This is a genomic window from Pusillimonas sp., assembly GCF_029263785.1.
Classification (GTDB): Bacteria; Pseudomonadota; Gammaproteobacteria; order Burkholderiales; family Burkholderiaceae_B; genus Pusillimonas.
On record NZ_JAJUFE010000001.1, the window covers coordinates 39,166 to 58,690 of the forward strand.

The 19,525-nt window shown below is 57.7% G+C and carries 16 protein-coding genes; 4 read left to right on the forward strand and 12 right to left on the reverse strand.

Features of this window, described 5'->3' with window-relative positions; genetic code table 11:
* Nucleotides 1-84: 84 nt before the first annotated feature.
* Genes dxs through Q1J88_RS00190 form a run of 3 tightly spaced genes read right to left on the reverse strand, consistent with a single transcriptional unit; the run spans nucleotide 85 to nucleotide 3,241 of the window.
* Complete coding sequence (dxs, locus tag Q1J88_RS00180) at nucleotides 85-1,977, reverse strand: 1-deoxy-D-xylulose-5-phosphate synthase (RefSeq protein ID WP_301115373.1); 1,893 nt, start codon at nucleotides 1,975-1,977, stop codon at nucleotides 85-87.
* 50 nt (nucleotides 1,978-2,027) lie between these two features.
* Entirely contained in the window at nucleotides 2,028-2,939 is a 912-nt protein-coding gene (locus tag Q1J88_RS00185) for a polyprenyl synthetase family protein (protein ID WP_301115374.1), read from the reverse strand.
* 2 nt (nucleotides 2,940-2,941) lie between these two features.
* Nucleotides 2,942-3,241, reverse strand: coding sequence for an exodeoxyribonuclease VII small subunit (locus Q1J88_RS00190; protein ID WP_301115375.1), 300 nt, complete (start codon nucleotides 3,239-3,241; stop codon nucleotides 2,942-2,944).
* 283 nt (nucleotides 3,242-3,524) lie between these two features.
* Between Q1J88_RS00190 and Q1J88_RS00195 the strand changes: the two genes are divergently transcribed.
* The gene (locus Q1J88_RS00195; RefSeq protein WP_301115376.1) at nucleotides 3,525-4,661 is read left to right on the forward strand and encodes an aromatic ring-hydroxylating dioxygenase subunit alpha; all 1,137 of its coding nucleotides are present in this window, start codon (nucleotides 3,525-3,527) and stop codon (nucleotides 4,659-4,661) included.
* Nucleotides 4,662-4,727: 66 nt separating this feature from the next.
* On the opposite strand, the gene Q1J88_RS00200 is transcribed toward Q1J88_RS00195, so the two are convergent.
* Both Q1J88_RS00200 and Q1J88_RS00205 read right to left on the reverse strand, forming a co-directional pair.
* On the reverse strand, nucleotides 4,728-5,576 hold the full coding sequence (locus Q1J88_RS00200) for a sulfurtransferase (protein ID WP_301115454.1): 849 nt from the start codon (nucleotides 5,574-5,576) through the stop codon (nucleotides 4,728-4,730).
* A 46-nt stretch (nucleotides 5,577-5,622) separates the two neighbouring features.
* Nucleotides 5,623-6,501 carry a DMT family transporter gene (locus Q1J88_RS00205; RefSeq protein ID WP_301115455.1) on the reverse strand — a complete coding sequence of 293 codons (879 nt, stop codon included), beginning with the start codon at nucleotides 6,499-6,501 and terminating at the stop codon, nucleotides 5,623-5,625.
* Between the two features lie 265 nt (nucleotides 6,502-6,766).
* On the opposite strand from Q1J88_RS00205, the gene htpX reads away from it, so the two are divergent.
* Nucleotides 6,767-7,654: a protease HtpX gene (gene htpX / locus Q1J88_RS00210; protein WP_301115377.1), complete on the forward strand. Its 888-nt coding sequence runs from the start codon at nucleotides 6,767-6,769 to the stop codon at nucleotides 7,652-7,654.
* Between the two features lie 64 nt (nucleotides 7,655-7,718).
* Here htpX and Q1J88_RS00215 read toward each other — a convergent pair whose 3' ends face one another.
* Both Q1J88_RS00215 and polA read right to left on the reverse strand, forming a co-directional pair.
* Nucleotides 7,719-8,504 (reverse strand): dienelactone hydrolase family protein, encoded by a 786-nt coding sequence (locus Q1J88_RS00215; protein ID WP_301115378.1) that lies wholly within the window; start codon nucleotides 8,502-8,504, stop codon nucleotides 7,719-7,721.
* 28 nt (nucleotides 8,505-8,532) lie between these two features.
* Nucleotides 8,533-11,253, reverse strand: coding sequence for a DNA polymerase I (polA, locus tag Q1J88_RS00220; protein ID WP_301115379.1), 2,721 nt, complete (start codon nucleotides 11,251-11,253; stop codon nucleotides 8,533-8,535).
* A 52-nt stretch (nucleotides 11,254-11,305) separates the two neighbouring features.
* On the opposite strand from polA, the gene Q1J88_RS00225 reads away from it, so the two are divergent.
* Nucleotides 11,306-11,935 carry a TIGR00730 family Rossman fold protein gene (locus Q1J88_RS00225; RefSeq protein WP_301115456.1) on the forward strand — a complete coding sequence of 210 codons (630 nt, stop codon included), beginning with the start codon at nucleotides 11,306-11,308 and terminating at the stop codon, nucleotides 11,933-11,935.
* An 11-nt stretch (nucleotides 11,936-11,946) separates the two neighbouring features.
* On the opposite strand, the gene Q1J88_RS00230 is transcribed toward Q1J88_RS00225, so the two are convergent.
* Complete coding sequence (locus Q1J88_RS00230; protein ID WP_301115380.1) at nucleotides 11,947-13,536, reverse strand: NAD(P)/FAD-dependent oxidoreductase; 1,590 nt, start codon at nucleotides 13,534-13,536, stop codon at nucleotides 11,947-11,949.
* Nucleotides 13,537-13,556: 20 nt separating this feature from the next.
* Nucleotides 13,557-14,336: a cyclase family protein gene (locus Q1J88_RS00235; protein ID WP_301115381.1), complete on the reverse strand. Its 780-nt coding sequence runs from the start codon at nucleotides 14,334-14,336 to the stop codon at nucleotides 13,557-13,559.
* A gap of 183 nt (nucleotides 14,337-14,519) precedes the next feature.
* Here Q1J88_RS00235 and Q1J88_RS00240 point away from each other — a divergent pair, with 183 nt between their 5' ends.
* A complete protein-coding gene (locus tag Q1J88_RS00240; protein WP_301115382.1) occupies nucleotides 14,520-15,527 on the forward strand; it encodes an AraC family transcriptional regulator in 1,008 nt (335 codons plus the stop codon).
* 27 nt (nucleotides 15,528-15,554) lie between these two features.
* Here Q1J88_RS00240 and Q1J88_RS00245 read toward each other — a convergent pair whose 3' ends face one another.
* The 3 genes from Q1J88_RS00245 to Q1J88_RS00255 form a co-directional block, all read right to left on the reverse strand.
* Nucleotides 15,555-17,087, reverse strand: a complete 1,533-nt coding sequence (locus Q1J88_RS00245) for an NAD(P)/FAD-dependent oxidoreductase (RefSeq protein ID WP_301115383.1) — start codon at nucleotides 17,085-17,087, stop codon at nucleotides 15,555-15,557.
* 59 nt (nucleotides 17,088-17,146) lie between these two features.
* Nucleotides 17,147-17,935: an SDR family oxidoreductase gene (locus tag Q1J88_RS00250; protein ID WP_301115384.1), complete on the reverse strand. Its 789-nt coding sequence runs from the start codon at nucleotides 17,933-17,935 to the stop codon at nucleotides 17,147-17,149.
* Nucleotides 17,936-18,099: 164 nt separating this feature from the next.
* On the reverse strand, nucleotides 18,100-19,467 hold the full coding sequence (locus Q1J88_RS00255; RefSeq protein ID WP_301115385.1) for an NAD(P)/FAD-dependent oxidoreductase: 1,368 nt from the start codon (nucleotides 19,465-19,467) through the stop codon (nucleotides 18,100-18,102).
* Nucleotides 19,468-19,525 lie beyond the last annotated feature (58 nt).

The window sequence follows — 19,525 nt, forward strand, 5'->3', positions numbered from 1 at the left end:
ACCTGGGTAGACCAGGCAAACCGCCCGGCCGAATTTGAAAACTGTTTATTATGACCCAGTTTAGTCGGGAATGCCCCTAAACCCCTAATGGGTATGGGCTTTTAGCCGGATTGCCCCCAGTACGTCGGCAAACCGCTCGCCAATCGCACGCTCGATCCCTTCGGCATCAAGACCCACCTGCCTGCGCAGCGCTGCCTGATCTCCGTGGTCGATGAACCGATCGGGCAGCCCCAATTGCAGCACGGGTTTCTCGACTCCGCGCTGGCTCAGATATTCAAGCACCGCACTGCCCGCCCCGCCCATCACTGCTGCCTCTTCAAGCGTTACGATGGCGTCGTGGCCCTCGATCAGCCGATCGATCAAGTCGGTGTCCAGCGGCTTGACGAAACGCATGTCTGCCACAGTGGCGCCAAATTTTTCGGCCGCCTCGAGGGCCGCAGGGACCAGCGTGCCGAATCCCAAAATTGCAATCCGGGATCCCTCGCGTACGATGCGCCCCTTGCCCAAGGGCACGGTATCAAACCCTGCTGCGACCTCGGCACCGCAACCCGCGCCTCGAGGGTAGCGCACAGCCGCAGGCCCATTGTGCTGATAGCAGGTATTCAAGAGCAGACGCGCCTCGTTTTCGTCGGAAGGTGCCGCAACCACCACATTCGGTATGCAGCGCAAGAAGGCAATGTCGTAGTTGCCGGCATGTGTCGCGCCGTCGGCCCCCACCAGGCCGGCCCGGTCCAGTGCAAACGTGACATCGAGGTTTTGCAAGGCGACATCGTGGATTAGCTGATCGTAGGCGCGCTGCAAAAACGTAGAATAAATGGCCACCACCGGCTTGAGGCCGTCGCAGGCCATGCCGGCCGCAAACGTTACGGCGTGTTGTTCGGCAATACCCACATCGAAATAACGCTGTGGGAATCGCTTATGAAACTCGACCATGCCGCTACCTTCACGCATTGCGGGAGTAATGCCTATCAGTCGGCTGTCATGGTCGGCCATATCGCACAACCAGCGACCAAACACCTGGGTGAACGTCTGTCGTGGCGGCGTCGAGGGCTTTTGAATTCCCACCGAAGGGTCGAACTTGCCCGGTCCGTGGTACAGGACCGGGTCCGCCTCGGCCAATTTGTAGCCTTGCCCCTTGCGAGTAACGACATGCAGGAATTGCAGTCCGCCCAGCGATCGCAGGTTTTCAAGAGTCGGGATGAGCGCATCCAGGTCGTGACCATCAATAGGACCGACATAATTGAAACCCAGCTCTTCAAACAAGGTGGCGGGCGATGCAACAAGCCCTTTGGCATGGCCTTCAAAGCGGCGCGCCAGTTCAAGCACCGGCGGCATATGCTGCAAGACAGCGCGCCCCATATTCTTGGCTGCGGCATAGAAGCGTCCCGACAGCAAGCGGGCAAAGTAATGATTGAGCGCACCCACCGGCGGTGAAATGGACATGTCGTTGTCATTCAGGACAACCAGCATATTCACGCCCGGCGTAACACCTGCATTGTTCAGCGCCTCGAAAGCCATGCCGGCTGTCATGGCGCCGTCCCCGATAACAGCGATGTGCTGCCGGTCAATGCCCTTGTTGCGGGCGGCCACCGCCATTCCCAGAGCCGCCGAAATGGAAGTGGAAGAGTGCGCCGTCCCAAACGCATCGTAGGGAGACTCACTACGCTTGGGAAAGCCCGATATCCCGTCCAGCTGCCGCAAGCGAGCCATGGCTTCACGACGCCCGGTCAGGATCTTGTGTGGATACGATTGGTGTCCGACGTCCCAAATGATCGGGTCTTCGGGTGTATTGAACACATAGTGCAGTGCAATGGTCAGCTCGACGGTACCCAGATTGGACGACAGGTGTCCGCCCGTCCTGGAGACCGACTGCAAAACGAATTCGCGCAGCTGGGTCGCCAATTCCTTCAGGTCATGCTTGTCAAGTGCCCTGAGATCAGCGGGGGACTCAATGTGTTCGAGAGAAACGTTAGTCATAAGTATGCGAATATCGGGTGCACGGAGTCCAGTGTTCTGGCCGGCGCCTGTTAACGACTGCGCCCGACGATGTAGTCGGCAATTTCAGCAAGACGCGTGCCGGCAGGTCCGAGAGGCAGGAGAGCGTTATGAGCCTCCTGACGCAACTCCTGCAGCAATTGACGCGACGCATCAAGGCCCAGCAACGACACATAAGTCGGTTTGTTCGCCGCGGCATCCTTTCCCGCGGTTTTGCCCAGGGTTGCTGTGTCGGCCACGACATCCAGCACATCATCGGCAATCTGAAACGCCAGACCCACAGCGTCGGCGTAGGCCTCGAGCCCCTGCCGTGCAGGCGAACTGGCACCTGCAACAATTCCGCCCAACAATATGCTGGCCTCGAGCATGGCACCCGTCTTCATGGCATGCATGGCCTGCAATTGCTCCTGGTCCAACGAGAGTCCGGTGCTGGCGCAATCGATCGCCTGACCACCCGCCATGCCAAGGCTGCCCGCACAACGTGCCAGCATTTCCACGGCCTGCACCACCAATGCAGGAGCAATGGGCATTTGCGCAAGCAACTCGAAGGCCAGCGGTTGCAGAGCGTCGCCGGCGAGCATGGCCGTTGCTTCATCAAACTGCACGTGAACGGTCGGACGACCCCGTCGCAAATCATCATCGTCCATGCACGGCAAATCGTCATGCACCAGCGAGTATGCGTGGATCAGTTCAACGGCGGCCGCAGCGTGATCCAGCGCGATGTTCTGCGCTGACGCCAACGTCTTGCCGGTGGGAGCGCAAGCTTCGCCGGCGGCGTAAACCAGTGCTGCCCGAATCCGTTTTCCACCACCCAGCACGGCATACCGCATGGCTTCGTGCAGCCGGGCCGGCACGACCGAAGAATCGGGCATGAAACCCTCCAGAACGGTCTCGACATGGCGCACCCGCTCGGCGTACCAAGTAGAAAAATCGGGACAGTTCATGTTTAGCCTTCGCCAGAGGCGTTTACCTCGTCAAACGGCTTGAGAAGGTTATCTTGCAAGACCTTTACCTGCTGCTCGGCGTCGTCAAGAAGCTTCTGACAGATTCGAGCAAGCTCGACGCCCTTCTGATAGGCGGCAAGCGACTGTTCCAAAGGCAGGGAACCGTTCTCCATTTGTGACACGAGAGCTTCCAGCTGGGCCAGTGCGCTTTCGAAATCTTGTGGCAAGTCGTTCGCCGCCGCCGAGCCGCCAGAGGGTTCAATGCCCTGCCCGGCGCCTCGCGTCTTGTAGTCGTCGACCATGAGGTGTTCCAAAAATATTGATCCGGCTCACGCCGTCTGATTGAGCATTCAATAGCGAATTGTACGAGATGCGGGCCTTGCGTTCCTTATTCACGCCGATTTACTGTGAAACAGAGCCGGCCCGCTAGCTTCTGCCGCCCGCCCCGATAGCCCCCTGACGCCCGCCACGCCTTGTTATACAAGGAAAACTCTACGGTATAATGAAAAATTCACCTTTCGAAACGCTAAATTCGGCGAGTGCCGTTTTTTCTTCGCGGGTTGTCATCGCAGCGGGGGGGAATCCATGACCGACATTGGTCGGGAGGTGCATTTTGCACCGGCGCAAACGCAACTACCAGTCAGCAGCTATTTCGATGAAGAGACTTTCGCTCGCGAACAGGCTCTGATCTTCAACCGTTCATGCCTTTATACCGGGCACGAAAAGTTCGTTCCCGAACCGGGTGACTGGCGTACGCTGGCCCACGAAAAAAGCGGCCGGGTCCTGGTGCGCAACCAGAATGGTGTAGAACTGCTTTCGAACGTCTGCAGGCACCGTCAAGCCATAATGCTGGGCTTCGACAAAGCCGGCGGTTCATGCAGCGGCAATCTCGCCAGTACCGGCGGGAATATCGTCTGCCCCATACATCGCTGGACCTACAGTCTGCAGGGCCAGCTCAAGGGCGCACCGCTGTTTCCAGAAACACCGCCCCTTGATCTGCAGCGCTTCGCGCTCAAAAACTGCCACGGCTTGCTGTTCGAGGGGCCCAGGGACCCGGCTGCCGACATGGCGGCCTTGTTTAAACGGCCCGAGTTCGATTTTTCGGACTACGTGCTGGATCACATCGAAATCCATCGCTGCAATTACAATTGGAAGACCTTCATCGAGGTCTACCTCGAGGATTACCACGTCGGCCCATTTCATCCCGGCCTGGGTCGCTTCGTTACCTGTGACGACCTCACATGGGAGTTCTCCGAATGGTATAGCCTGCAAAAAGTGGGTGTGCATCAGGCCTTGGCACAGCCCGGCAGCGATGTGTATCGCCAGTGGCATGACCGGCTGCTCGAGTATCGGGGTGGCCAGACACCCGAGTTTGGCGCCATCTGGGTCACGTATTTCCCCACCCACATGATCGAGCTCTACCCGCACGTGCTGGTGCTATCTACCCTGCACCCGATAAGCCCGCAAGAAACGGTCAATGTGGTCGAGTTTTATTACCCCGAAGAAATCGCAGCCTTCGAACCGGAGTTCGTCAAGGCACAACAGGCCGCCTACATGGAAACGGCTGTCGAAGACGATGAAATTGCCGAACGCATGGATGCGGGCCGCAAGGCGCTCATGATGCGTGGCGCAGACGAATCGGGCCCATACCAGTCGCCAATGGAAGACGGCATGCTGCATTTCCACGCCTGGTATCGCCGCATGATGTCGATCGAAGGCTGAATCAGGCCACTGCATCGCGCGGCTCGCCAACCCTGCCGCGGCTGCCTTTGTCAGGGCAACCGGCTTTTATACGGCCCTGCCGACGGGGCGGCTCGGGTCGGCACACCATTCGCTCCACGACCCTGGATACAAGGCCGAGCCCTTCAAGCCGGCGAGCTCCATCGCGAACAGATTGTGGCAAGCTGTAATGCCTGAACCGCACTGATGCACCACCCGCCCGGGCTCTGTCTGCCCCAGCAATTCCACGAACTCCTTGCGCAGCTGCCCTGCTGGCTTGAAGCGGCCATCGGCTTGAAGATTCAAGGAGTTCGGTCGGTTTACCGCCCCGGGTATATGCCCGGCTACCGGATCAATGGGTTCCACTTCCCCACGGTAGCGTTCAGGAGAACGTGCATCAATGATGGTAAAGGCGGGCCGTTCGAGGATTGCCATGACTGCGTTGACATCCACCGTTGGCATATGAGGCACTGCCTCCGGCCCCGCCCGACCACAGAGCGCGGGATCTGATGAAGTCTGCCCGGCGTCTCCCCCTGCAGAAGAGCCGACTTCAACCCGCCCGCCTGCGGCGAGCCAAGCCTGCCACCCGCCGTCCAGGACAGCAACGTGCTGGTGCCCCATCCAGCGCAGCATCCACCACAGGTGTGCCGCGAAGGCCCCTCCACTTGCGTCATAAGCCACCACGCCAGTGTCGGGACGCACGCCCATCCGGTGCATCAATGCGGTGAATTCTGCAAGGTCAGGCAGCGGATGGCGTCCGTTTCGCCCCGTCCGCGGTGCCGACAGCTGCGTTTCGTGATCCAGGAACACTGCTCCGGGAATGTGGCCCTGCTCGTACGCCCGACGCCCGGCCTGATGGTCACTGAGGTCGTGACGTACGTCAAAAATCAGCCATTCTTGCTTATCTGCAGCCGTCATGAGCCGAGATGGACTGATAAGCAGTTCTGTCACTTGAGTCTCCTGTTCATGTAACCCGCGTCTGACTGAGGCGACGCTTACGACTTTCAATATAGGTTCGCCATGTGGAAAGCAAGCCTGAGGCGATGACCAATGCCATCCCTGCCCAGGCCACGAGATCGGGTCGGTCACTCCAGAACACAATTCCGATCATGGCTGCAAAAATGATGGTGGTGTATTGAAGTGCTGCCGTCAACAATGTAGAGCCGTAACCAAAGGCTCGCGTCATGGCCAGTTGTCCCACCAGACCAGAGACGCCCAGGCCGAACAGACCCAGCCAGGCCGGAACGGATGGCGCATGCCATCCCTGCGATGCAAGGCCCACCGAGCTTGTCACACAGACACAACTCGAAAATATCAGCACAGTGCGCCATTCCGGCTCGCCAGCTCGCCCCAGCTGACGAACCTGAAGCATGGCAATGGCTCCGAAGGCACCCGACCCCAATCCCAGGAGCCCGGCCAGAAAGTGCTCCTGTCCGATACTGGGTCGCAAGACCCCGATAACACCGACAAATCCAAGCAGCACGGCGAATCCGCGTACCCAGTCGCGCTGCGCTGCACCCGAAACCATCATCCAGCCGGCTATGAAAAGCGGCGAGGTGTAGTTCAGACTGACCGCCGTAGGTAAAGGCAAATGCGACAAGGCATAAAAGCCCATCCACATGGCAGTGATGCCTGACAGGTTTCGCCAAATATGCAATTTCCAATCAGGGGGACGCAAGCTGCGCCCGGAGGAGATCGCCCATGCCAGCAAGAGCAAGACGGAAGGCACGCCGCGAAACAGGACGATCTGCGAAAGTGACGCGCCGAAATCGGCCGCCACCTTGATGCAGGCCCCCATCACGGCGAACATGGCACAGGCAAGCAACATCCACAACGACTGCATCAAGCACCCGACACCGATTATTCAAAGACGCTACTATACTTTCCCAACGATATTTTGGTTTGACCGGCGGCACATCCGGCGCAAAGCCTGGATCGCAGCTGCTCCGGAAAAAAATTAGGCATAGGGCCTATCTCAATCGCCCCAAACAGCGCATTTAGCCAGAAACACAATATTTTTAGAACACGGGCACTTTAAGCAGCGCGCAATGTCTCCATATAATTCGGGACACATTTAAAACTACAGTTCGCTACACAGGAAATAGTCGATGAAACGCATTTTTCTATTTTTGATGACCAACCTGGCCGTCCTGGTTGTGCTGAGCATCACCTTGAGTGTGTTTGGGGTGGGAAATTACATCACTGCGCAAGGCATGGATCTGGGACAGTTGCTTGCCTTCTCGGCCATTGTGGGCTTTACAGGCTCAATCATTTCGTTGCTGCTCAGCAAATGGATGGCCAAACGCAGCACTGGCGCGCGAGTCATCGACCCCAACGCCCCCGCCAACTCACGCGAACGCTGGCTGGTAGACACCGTGCACCAGTTGGCCGACCGTGCAGGCATCGGTCACCCGGAAGTCGCCATTTACCACGGTGCGCCCAACGCCTTTGCCACGGGTGCCTTCAAGAACAACGCACTGGTAGCGGTATCGACGGGCTTGCTGGAATCGATGACCGAAGAAGAAGTTACGGCGGTCCTGGGTCACGAAGTGGCTCACATCGCCAATGGCGACATGGTGACGCTCACGCTGATCCAGGGCGTTGTAAATACCTTCGTGGTGTTCCTGGCCCGTGTCGTGGGGTATTTCATTGACCGCGCCGTGCTCAAGAACGACAGGGACGGCGTCGGCATCGGGTACTTTGCGACGGTCATCGTATGCGAAATTATCTTTGGCATACTGGCTTCCATCATCGTGGCCTGGTTCTCTCGCCAGCGCGAATTCCGCGCCGACGCAGGCTCCGCCAAGCTCCTGGGTGCCCGCGAACCCATGATCCGGGCCTTGGCTCGCCTGGGTGGCATGGAACCGGGCGACCTGCCCAAAAATTTCGAGGCAGCCGGTATTTCCGGAGGCCGGGCCATCAGCGCCCTGTTCGCCACTCACCCACCCATCGAAGTCCGTATCCAGGCGTTGCAGCAAAACTCGGTGCGCGTTTAAACCCGGAAAAACTTCTGACGTCCGGACCGGAAGGCCGGACGGGGCACCCTGGCATCCATGTCGTTCAGAGGCGGGACTTGAACCAATCTGTAGCCTTCGCCCACGCGTCGCGCGCGTCGTCCTCGCGGTAACTCGGACGATAATCCGCAAAGAACGCATGTCCGGAATCGGGATAAACAACTATCCTTGACGCGCGCGCCGCTTCGTTACCCTTGGCCAGCTCAGCCTCCATGCGCTGCACGTCCTCGAGTGGAATGCTGGAGTCCTGTCCGCCGTAAAGACCAAGCACCGGACCCTTGAGCGTGTTGGCGACGTCTACAGGATTACGCTTTTGCAACGGACCATGCCCTGTAGCCAGCTTGCCGTACCAGGCAACTCCTGCCTTTGCGGCGGGATTGTGCTCCATGTACATCCAGGTGATGCGTCCACCCCAGCAAAAGCCGGTTACACCAAGCCGGGATGCGTCCCCGCCCTGCTGCCCGGCCCAGTTGGCGCAGGCATCCAGATCCGCCATGACCTGTTCGTCGGAAACCTTCGAAACAATATTGCTGATGACATCGGGTATGTTGTCGAATGCGTTGGGGTCGCCTTGCCGCTGATAAAGCTCCGCTGACACCGCCAGATATCCCAGATTCGCAAAGCGTCGGCAGACATCTCGGATGTGTTCATGCAAACCGAATATTTCCTGGATGACGAGTATGACGGGAATGCGGGACTGTCCCTTTGGCTTGGCATAGTATGCGTCGATGGTTCCGTCGAAGGTCGGCAGCTTGAAGGCAGCTTCGTCCAATCCGTCGGCAGGTGTATGAATGGCAGTTTCCGTCATGCCGGTTATCGGTGAAAAAGACATCTGATTTCTCCTGTCTGTAAACGCGCGCTTAATGCGCCTGCTCCCAGTTTGAACCAAATCCAACCTCTGCGACAAGCGGCACCGCCAGTTCGGCCACATCGCACATCAACCCCGGAAGCGTGGCCCGTACCAGCTCAACTTCGTCGTCGGCCACCTCAAGAACCAGCTCGTCGTGCACCTGCATGATCATTCTGGTCTCAAGCTTTTCGGTTTCGATCCAGTGCTGCACAGCTACCATCGCCATCTTGATCAAGTCTGCGGCAGTGCCCTGGACCGGCGCATTGATCGCGGCCCGCTCGGCTGCAGCCAGCCGTGGACCCTTGGCGCCGCGGATATCCGGCAGCCAAAGCCGCCGCCCGAACACTGTTTCGACAAAGCCTTGCTCACGAGCCTTTAGCTTGGTCTGCTCCATATAGTGCGCGACACCCGGGTAGCGATTGAAGTAGCGGTCGATGTATGCGCGCGCCGCATCTCGCGTGATGCCCAAATTTGACGCCAGCCCGAATTCGCCCATGCCGTAAATCAGACCGAAATTGATGGCTTTTGCTGCGCGGCGTTGCTCGGCAGATACTTCGGCCAATGCGACTCCAAATACCTCTGAAGCGGTTGCCGCATGAATATCCTCGCCTCGTGCAAACGCACTTTGCAAATTATCGTCGCCCGAAAGATGCGCCATGACCCGTAACTCGACCTGAGAATAGTCTGCCGATGCAAGATGGCCACGCTCGGGCACGAAAGCACTGCGCACTCTGCGGCCTTCGGGTGTCCGTACCGGGATATTCTGCAAATTAGGGTCGGAAGACGCCAATCGGCCGGTAATCACCGCAGCCTGCGAGTACCGCGTGTGAACCCGGCCACTTCGCGGATCGACCATGCGTGGCAGCTTGTCAGTATAGGTGGACTTCAACTTTGCCAGACTTCGATATTCGAGCAAGACTTGCGGAAGCGGGTAATCACGGGCCAGCTTGGTCAACACGTCTTCATCTGTGGAAGGCGCCCCGCTGGCGGTCTTTCGCACAACCGGAAGCTCCATGCGCTGGAACAATATTTCGCCCAGTTGCTTCGGGGAATTGAGATTGAATGGCTGACCGGCCAGTTCGTGCGCCTTTTTCTCGAGCTCGAGCATTTGCTGGCCCAGCTCGTGGCTTTGCGCGGCCAGGGCCTGAACATCAATTTTCACACCATTGCGCTCTATCGTGGCAAGTACATCAGACACTTGCATTTCGAGTTGATAAATGCGCTCAAACCCCTCTTGCGCGGCAACCTGTGGCCGCAGCACATGATGCAGGCGCAAGGTGTAGTCGGCATCTTCGCAGGCATAAACCGCCGCCTTGGCCAGTTCGACCTCGTCAAAGCAGATTTGCTTGGCTCCCTTGCCGCACAGCTCTTCGTATGTAACCCCCGTTACGCCCAGCCAGCGCTGGGCCAGTTCTTGCATGTTGACCCGACGGTGAGACTCCAGCACGTACGATTGGAGCATGGTGTCTTCTGTGACCCCAGCCAAGGTAATCCCTTCATTCTTGAATATATGGGTGTCGTATTTTGCGTTATGCAGCAGCTTGGCAGCTTTCGGATCCTCGAGCCACGGCCGCAGGCTGGCCCATGCTTCGTCCATGGACAGTTGCGTCGGGTTATCGGGTCCGCGATGAGCCAAAGGTATGTAACACGCATGGCCGGGCTCCACCGACAAGGATAGCCCCACAATGCGTGCCTGCATGGGGTCGATGGATGTGGTTTCTGTGTCCAGCGCGACGAGTTCGGCGCTTCTGAGACGGGTCATCCAGGCATCGAGCGATTTTTGATCCTGCACAATTTCGTAATTGATCTGCTCGGGCGCCTGAGGCGTATCGGCGGCCACACGCGCATCCTGCGAGGGAATTCGTTGAGGGTCGCCGCTCAGCTCGCGCAACCATGTACGGAAACCGTATTCATCGTATAGCTGGATAAGTGCCTGGGTGTCGGGTTCCTTGGGAACCAGATCACCCAAGGTTTCGTCATCAAAGAAGGGAATTTCGCAGTCGAGCTTGATTGTCACGAGCCGGCGCGTCATCTCAAAGTTCGGTATGGCCTGACGAAGGTTGTTGCCGGCGACACCCTTGATTTCGTCAGCATGAGCCACCAGATTATCAAGAGAGCCGTAGGCGTTGAGCCATTTGGCAGCCGTCTTGGGGCCGACCTTTTCAACTCCGGGAATATTATCGACCGCATCACCTGTTAACATGAGAAAATCAATGATCTGGTCCGGTCTTACTCCGAACCTGCGCATTACGCCTTCGACATCGGTTTTCTCTCCGCTCATCGTGTTAACCAGCTCTACATGCTCGTTTACCAGTTGAGCAAGGTCTTTATCCCCAGTAGAAATAACCGTGTGCACGCCCAGGGCTGTAGCACGCTTGGCCAGGGTGCCGATCACGTCATCGGCCTCGACGCCCGATACCGCAAGCACGGGCCAGCCCAACGCGGCAACCACCTTGTGTATGGGCTCGATCTGGGCACGCAGATCGTCCGGCATATCAGGTCGGTGCCCTTTGTATTCGGGATAGATGTCGTCGCGGAACGTGCCACCCTTGGCATCAAAAACGCATGCTGCGTAGTCTGCCTTGTAATCCTGAAGCAGTCTACGTAACATGGAAACCACACCATAAAGCGCGCCGGTGGGTTCTCCTTTGGCATTACGCAGATCAGGCAGGGCGTGATAGGCACGGTACAGATAGCTGGACCCATCAACAAGCAACAAGGTTTTTTTCATGACAGTAAAAAAAATAGTACGCGCTTCGGCAGCCGAGCAGATCCCCCAGATTATGTCAGAGATGCAAGCGGCCGCCGACACACTTCAACAAGTGGGGTGGGGCGTCAGCGTATTTGGCAGTGCCCGCCTCACACCCGATTCCAAGTATTACCAAATGTCCGAACAACTGGGGCGACGCCTGGCTAAAGCGGGATTGCCCGTCATTGCCGGTGGCGGCCCCGGCATCATGGAAGCGGCCAACAAGGGGGCATTTACGGCCGGCGGTACCAGTATAGGACTTAATATCAGTCTGCCCCGCGAAACCACCAACAATCGCTATCAGACGCACAGCCTGCAGTTTGAATATTTTTATTCACGCAAGGCGACGTTTTTCATGCACAGCGCAGCCTACATTGCCATGCCGGGTGGCTTTGGCACACTCGACGAACTGTTCGAGGTCATGACGTTGGTCCAGACGCGCAAGGTGCCTCCTGCCCCGATCTTGCTGATGGGTACCCAATTTTGGGAGGGGCTGTTCGACTGGATGCGAGAGCAGCTGCTTGGGCACAAGCTGATCGGGCCCAATGATCTCGAATTGGTCACCATCAGTGACGATATCGACGAGATCATGCAGCACATCGAAGATTTCTGCTCTGACTACGCCGAACACCTGGGTGGCGGCGCAGTACTGCCCCTTGAATAAGCCGCCGAAACCTATTTGCGCGTAAGCGCCTGAGCCACCATATACCCCGAGCCTCCACCCAGACCCGGACCCGGATGGGTCGAGGCGCCGATGTGATACACATTTTTATACGGCGTTTTATGTGCCTTGGCGCCCTTGGCCCCGGCAAAGGGCCGCAACCAGAAAAACTGGTCTGGCGAGCAGATTCCCGAGTAAGGATCACCACCGACCAGGTTGCAGTTAAGCGCTTGCAGGTCTCCTGGGGAATATGCCCTTCTACCGATAATCAGCTCAGACAGGCCCGGCAACACTGATTCGAGTCGGGTCTGTACACGATCGGCCATGGCCTCGCGAACAGCCTCATTCCAGAGCCCGTCGGCCGGAACCTCGATTTGCCCGGCCGCGTCGCCACGAATCCGCGACGGCATTTCTTGCAATTGAAGCCAGAGTATCCACTTGCCTTCTGGTGCCCGGCTGGGATCCACCGCCGTTGGCTGGCCGATTGCAATGGTGGGATTTCGCGGCAACAGCCCATTATTTGCCTCGGCAACCGCCATCGAAACCGACTCGAGGCTATCGGTAAGGTGCGCCAGGGGTACCTTGAGCATTTCAGGATCACGCCACGGTGCAGGGCCGTTCAAGGCGAAATGGATCTGCATGCAGCCACGCCCGAAGGCGTAGCCTTGCGCGCGATCGCGCAGCTCTTGCGGAGCCTGAGGTAACAGGCGGCCATACAACTGGGGCGGGGTGACGTTGCATACCACTGCCTGGCTGGCCGAGTAGACCGTATCGCCTACCCTCACTCCTGTAGCACGGTCATTCGAGGTAATTACCTCGGTAACTTCGGCATTGGTGAGTACTTGGCCGCCATGACGTTCAATGAGGGCCTGCAGGGCCTCCACGAGTTTTTGGCTGCCTCCTTTTACAACCGGCATGCCGCCAGCAACCACTGCTGCGAAGGTGAGCTTGCCGATTAGCGCAGACGTGGCGTCATCCGGTCCCAAGCCGGTATGCAACACCCAAGGGGCCATCATGGCCCGGGTAAGGTCGGACGAGAGCTTGCGGTCGCTCCAACGACGGAAACTTTCGAGTGATTCCGAGGCATACCCCAGGAGTCCATCGGTTCCACGCTTGCGCCACTCCGAAAACAGCAGACGCCCGACCTTCCAGTCGTAGGGCGAATTACCCAACAGACCGAAGGTCAGCGCAGCGTCTTTCTCAAATAGCTGGCCGGCCATGGCACCGAAGGCCTGTCCATCGCCCGGGGCGACAGCTTCAATACGGTTTACGGAATCGCCAATGTCCTGCTTGAGCGCAAGGGTGCGACCATCGGGCATGGCGACGCCGGTTGTGTATCCATTTGAAACAAACTCGACACCAAGTGATGCAAGATCGTCCTTGAGTTCGGGATAGGCGGCACCGCCCATGAACAAGGGGTACCACGAAGATAGCACCTCGTGGTGAAAACCCGGGAACAGTTCTTCGGTACGTATGCAGCCTCCGAGCCTGTCGTTGCGCTCGAGCACTAGTACCGACCTGCCTCGCTTGGCCAATATCGCGGCACAAACCAAAGAGTTCATTCCGCTGCCGACAACGATGACCTGGGCTTCTTTCTTGTTCATGGGTCCTCCGGAGCTGGCGATTAAGGTACCAAAGCCAACACGCGAAGCGGGCTGCCCGAGCCATTCTGGATCTTGAGCGGCGCGGCCACAATGACCGTCCCGGTCGGTGGCAACTGGTCAAGGTTGTTGAGACACTGCAGACCGTACTTGCCGGCACCGTGCATCAGGGTGTGACATGGATACGGCACCTTCCAGCCGTACGACTGGCCGGCGTCGGTGTTGATGGTTTCCACGCCAAAACCGTGAACGTCACGCTCTTTGATCATCCACTCGACTGCTTCCTGGCTGGGTCCGGGGGTATGGGCACCGTCTTCGCGCATGTTTACATACGAGGCCGGATCGCTGAGGCGTTTGGCCCAACCGGTGCGAAACAGGACCCAGCTGCCGGCAGGGATCTGCCCGTGTTTGGCCTCCCAGGCCTGCAGAAATTCTGGCGTCAGGATGAAGTCTTCGTTCTGGCTGACTTCTTCGGTAGCGTCGACGACTACTGCCGGGGCAATGAAATTGGCTGGATCAATGGTATCGACCGAGTTGTTGGGGACGTCCTTGCCGGAAACCCAGTGTACGGGCGCGTCAAAGTGGGTTCCTGTATGTTCGCCACAGGTGAAGTTGTTCCAGTACCAGGCCGGACCAGCTTCGTTGTACTGGGAAATGGTTTCAATCTTGAACGACGAAACCTGCCCGAACTCGGGTGGCAGTTGCAAAGGCGGAAAGTCGGGCGAAAGGGTATGAGTCAGGTCGATGACCTTGAAATCGCCTTTGGAAAGAAGCTCGACGAAACTGGAGGGGGTATTGCTCATTTTGGTCTCCGTAAAGGGTTCTGCACGATAATGATATAGGCACCTTTAGTTGGGCGCCCCCTGGGTTTTTCTGTATGGTTTTTACGTGTACTTAGTTTAAACTTAAATCATCCATGCAGTCATCTGCGCGAACCGCGCCCTCAAGCTGCTTCGGCGCGACACGGTCCCTGGAGGTCTGCTTCCATGAACTTGCTGTCCCAAACTGCCACATCCAAGCGTGGCCCTGTACGGGCTCGACTGTTCCACTCCCGCGATCTGGACGAAACCCGCAATCTGGTCGCTCGCATCTTCAAGCCTCACGATCTTGGTGTATTGGGTCGTCAACAAAAGCTCGACGCCTATATGGACCATATGCCCTTGGGCAACGCGTCCATCAACAGGCTGTGCTACGGAGCCGACGTCAGCATCGAACCGGACTGTCTGGACAAGTTCCTGCTCGTTCAGATGCCACTCGAAGGTACTGCCCAGATCCGCTGCGGCGACCAGCAGATTACATCCAGCCCCCATCGCGCCTCGGTACTGACACCCACCTTGCCCTTGCACATGAAATGGCAGGGCCAGTGCGACCAACTCATCGTCCGGCTCGAGCGCGAGGCGCTCGAAGCCGCCTGCAGTGCCCAGCTGGGTTACGCTCTGCCACAGCCGATCGAATTTGAGCTGGGCATGGATCTTCGCTCACGCCAAGGTGCGGCCTGGAAAGCCCTCGTGCAGTTTCTGGCCTCGTCTGCGTTCTCTGCCGATGCTGCGCAGCACCGCCTGATTTCCCGCCAGATCGAAGATCTCCTGATCGCTACACTACTTAGTCAGCACCCGCACAATTACAGCCGGGCTCTGGCAGAGCCCGTGCAAACGCCGGCCAAGCAGTATGTGCAACGCGCCGAAGATTACATCCGCGCCCACTACAGCGAACCCATCACCATGGACGTACTGGCCCGTCACGCAGCCATCAGCGCTCGCAGCCTTCATAAAGGGTTTCAACAGTACAAAGGCATTTCACCCATGGGATTTCTTCGGCAGGTGAGGCTGCAGAAGGTCCGTGAGGCGCTGCTCCAAGCCCGCGACACCGGGCGTGCCGTTCAGATTACCCGTGTTGCACTCAACGCCGGGTTTTCGCACCTGGGGCACTTCAGTCAAGCCTATCGAGCCCAGTTCGGCGAAAGTCCCAGCCAGACGGCCACGCCACGAAAATAGCAGTGGCCGCCTGCCATCGACGTCGGCCTATGCCGCAGGCCGGCCTCTCCAATTAGGAGCGGGTTCGCCCTTATTGCTGCGCATTCTGGCGCGTTTCAGCAGCCCCCTGGTTACAGAACGATAGTCCTTGGCATTGGTGGGCAGCAGCCACTGCTTGAAACGCGTCATCGCCGACACATTCAGCCCGATCTCGTTCAACATCTCGTCAATATTATGCATGGAGAACGGGATGATGTTGGTCCCCCGGGCATGCTTGCCCTCGGTGCGTTCCTGCATCCAGCGCAAACGCGTTACAACGTGTTTGCGCCGCTGATCCAACGACGGCAGGGTGATGTCTCCCATTAGATACGCGGCTATCCAAAGCGCTGCCACCTCTGCGCTAAGCGGGCTGTAAAACGAAGAGTTGTACCCGCAGAAATAGAGATTGGGAACCTCTAGTGGAAGGATCTGACGGTACAACATGAAATTGCCTTCGTCGTCGGTGATGCGCTGCTGCAGCTCGTCGGAGAAAAATGGCACTACCTGCTTGAAGCCCGTGCCGCAGACAATCAGCTCGGCGGGCACCTTGCGACCGTCACTGAGCTCTGCCACAGGCTGACCTCGATCTTGTCCGAGTCGCACAATCTCGCAATCACGCGCCACTTCTGTTCGCCCTTCTTCGACGTGTCGATACAGGGTATCGGTAGCCAGGCTGACAGTACTGCGCGCAATCCGGTCAAACGTCCCCTCGGGCACCAGACCCAGCTTCTCGAGACGAAGCTGTTTTGTTGCGACAGACTGCAGCGATTTGATCATGCTGTCGCGCACGCCTTTTCCGGGCCCATGCAAGAAACGCTCGAACCCGCGTTGTTCGATATAAGGGAACAGGCCTTCGCCCATGCGGGTAAGCATCAAGTACTTGTAATTAAGTACGTTCATGATCTTGCGCGGCATTTTCCACAACAGTTCGCGGGCAATGACTTTGGTGGACATTGCTACCTTGCCGATCTCGGCAGCGACGTCACATGAGGATTTTCCGTAGCCTACGACCAAAACATGCTTTCCTCTGGCTTCCTCAACGTCATGAAACTCCGACGCCGCGCAAATGCGGCCTCCTGCCGCCTCAAAAGCCGCCCGTCCTTCGTAATCCGGAATAAACGGCTCTGAGAAAATGCCGTTCGCCACCACCAATGCGTCAAACTCGTGCTGAGAGGTCTGGTTGCTGTTCAGGTCGCTGACCGTCACGCTCCAGCCGTCGTCGGCACGCGGCTCGGCACGCTGCACCTCGGTATTGAGGCGGATCGAACCGTTCAGATCAAAATGGCTGGCATAAGACTCCAGGTATTGTTGCACCTGCTCGCCTGAAGGCCATTCGGGATACGATGACGGCATCGGGTAATCGGTGAAGCAATAGGTATCCTTGTTGTTCTGTGTGCGCAGCCCCGGATACCTGCGTGTGGCGCTCCAGACGCCGCCTACGTCGGGAGCCTTCTCGAATACAGTCACCTCATGACCGAACTGCGTCAGGACCTTGGCCGTAGCCAGGCCGGCGAAGCCGGCTCCAATGATTCCGATCTTCATTTGTGTCTCCTGTCTTGGCCCAACTTTGTTGGGTTCTTGTTGCTGCGGCGATTGCTCTGCTACTGTGCCAGCAGAGGAATCGCGGGCACACCCTGCTCGGGTCCCATGGCGCTGTAACCTCCATCAACCGCCAGGTCTGCTCCGGTAATAAAGGAAGCCTGTGAAGAACACAGGAACACCACAGCGTTGGCGACCTCTTCGGGATCGCCAACGCGCCCCAGCATATGGAATGGTGCCGCCACCTTGTCAGTCTTTGCGCGATTGCCTTGCGTGAGCTCATCCATCACACGGGACCACGTCCAGCCGGGGGATACTGAATTGACGCGAATGCCTTCGCCGGCCAGGTCCATCGCCATATTGCGCGTCAGCTGTGCTACCGCGGCCTTGCCAACGGGGTACAACCAGCGCCCCGTCTGGGCGACTTTGGCACTGATGCTGCTGAAATTGACTATTGCACCGCCTCCGCGAGCCACCATGTGGGGGCGGCAAGCTTTGGCCATCATGACCGCACCCACGACGTTGACGCTTAGGCTCTGGTTCCAGTCATCACGAGTGGATTCAATTCCGTCATCGACATAGCTGCATGCAAGATTGATCAGGAGGTCGACCCCACCGTAAGTCCCGACCGTGGAAGCCACACACTGTTCGATTTGGGCATCATCGGTAATGTCGGTCGCGATAAATCGCGCGCCCTCGCCCAGGTCTTTCGCGACGCGCTCGCCTCCGTCCCTGTCGATGTCAGCAATGACGACCCTGGCTCCGGCAGCGTGCAGTGACGCGGCGACGGCCGCCCCTATGATGGTTGCACCACCAGTGACGATGGCCACTTTATCCTTGATTCCGTTCATGTTTGCCTCCTTTCCCGCTACGGTTTCACGGGTTTTTTTGTCATGGAATTTTGCAAACCATTATGCGCGCCGGAGGCTGGGCGACTATCCGCTTAGCGCCCTTTACTATCCCGAAAGTGAAAACGGCGGCGAAATATTCGCCGCCGTTCTTCTCAAAGCCCTGACTATTCGGCTTCGATGAAATTCAAGGCCATGAAGCCTTCAAGGGAGTCATCCTTGATGTCCATCCAGGGCCGGGGCAACTTGGCCGCCATCGTTCCCGTGATGGTCGAGGCATAGGACTTGTTGCGAAAGCCCATGATGTCCTCTTCCTTGTCCTTCAGCCAAGACTTGAAGAGCTCGGCCTGCTTTTCGATCGGGAAATCCGGATAGTCTGTGAGTGACACCAGGTCGCGTATGTACTTTGCCTGAAAATCGATCGACTCCTGCGGCGTTTCAAGCGTCTCATGTTCTGCCAGCCATTTTTCCATGTCTTCACGACGCGCATCCGCATCGGGAACCACAAACTTGCCCATAATGGCATCCCGCACCAGCCAGGCTTGCGCATCGAACATGTTGAACGTGAAGTACTGATCCTGCATGCCCAGGTAGATCAGCTTGGGATTCGGGTGAAAGAACACGCCCTTGTACAAGTTGTCCGGATACAGGCAGTTGTGAGTCTGCAAGCGCAGATCGTCAGGCAAAAAAGGAAAGTGAAACAGGTAGCCCGTACACATGATGACAGCGTCGAACCGCTTGCTGGAGCCATCCTCGAAGTGCGCCACGTCGCCGTCCAGCCGGATCAGCAATGGGCGCTCTTCTATGCCCTCTGGCCAGTCATACCCAAGAGGGTCTCCGCGATGACTCAAGGTAACCGACTTCGCACCATATTTGTAGCACTGGGTTCCGATGTCCTCGGCCGAGTAACTGCCACCGACCAGCAATAATTCCTGCCCTTCGAACTCGAGCGCGTCACGGAAGTCGTGAGCATGAAGTACCCGGCCCGGGAAGTGTTCCAGACCCTCAAAATAGGGCATATTGGGTGTGGAAAAGTGACCCGTTGCCACAACCACATAGTCAAACTGCTCGCACTCCTGTTCACCGGTCTTGTGATTCATTACCGTTACCGTGAACTTGTCGGTTTCTTCGTCGAACGTGACCCACCGTACCGGACATTCAAATCGCACGTAATTGAAGATCGCGCGCTTATCCAGGCGGCCCATGATGTAATCCTTCAGGACTTCTCGCGGTGGGTAAGACGGTATGGGACGGCCAAAATGTTTATCAAAAGAATAATCGGCAAATTCCAAGCATTCTTTTGGGCCGTTGGACCATAAGTAGCGGTACATGCTGCCATGCACAGGCTCTCCGTTTCGATCCAGGCCGGTCCGCCAGGTGTAATTCCACATGCCGGCAATATCGTTCTGCTTCTCATAACAGACGATCTCTGGAAGATCCTTTACACCTGCCAGGCGAGCAGCCTCGAAAGCTCTCAGCTGCGCCAACCCGCTGGGACCTGCGCCCAGGATGGCAATACGCGTATTTGCGGTCAAAACAAACTCCTAATAATCACTGTTGGATGACGGATTTCTCCTCAAAAACAGGCGTCAC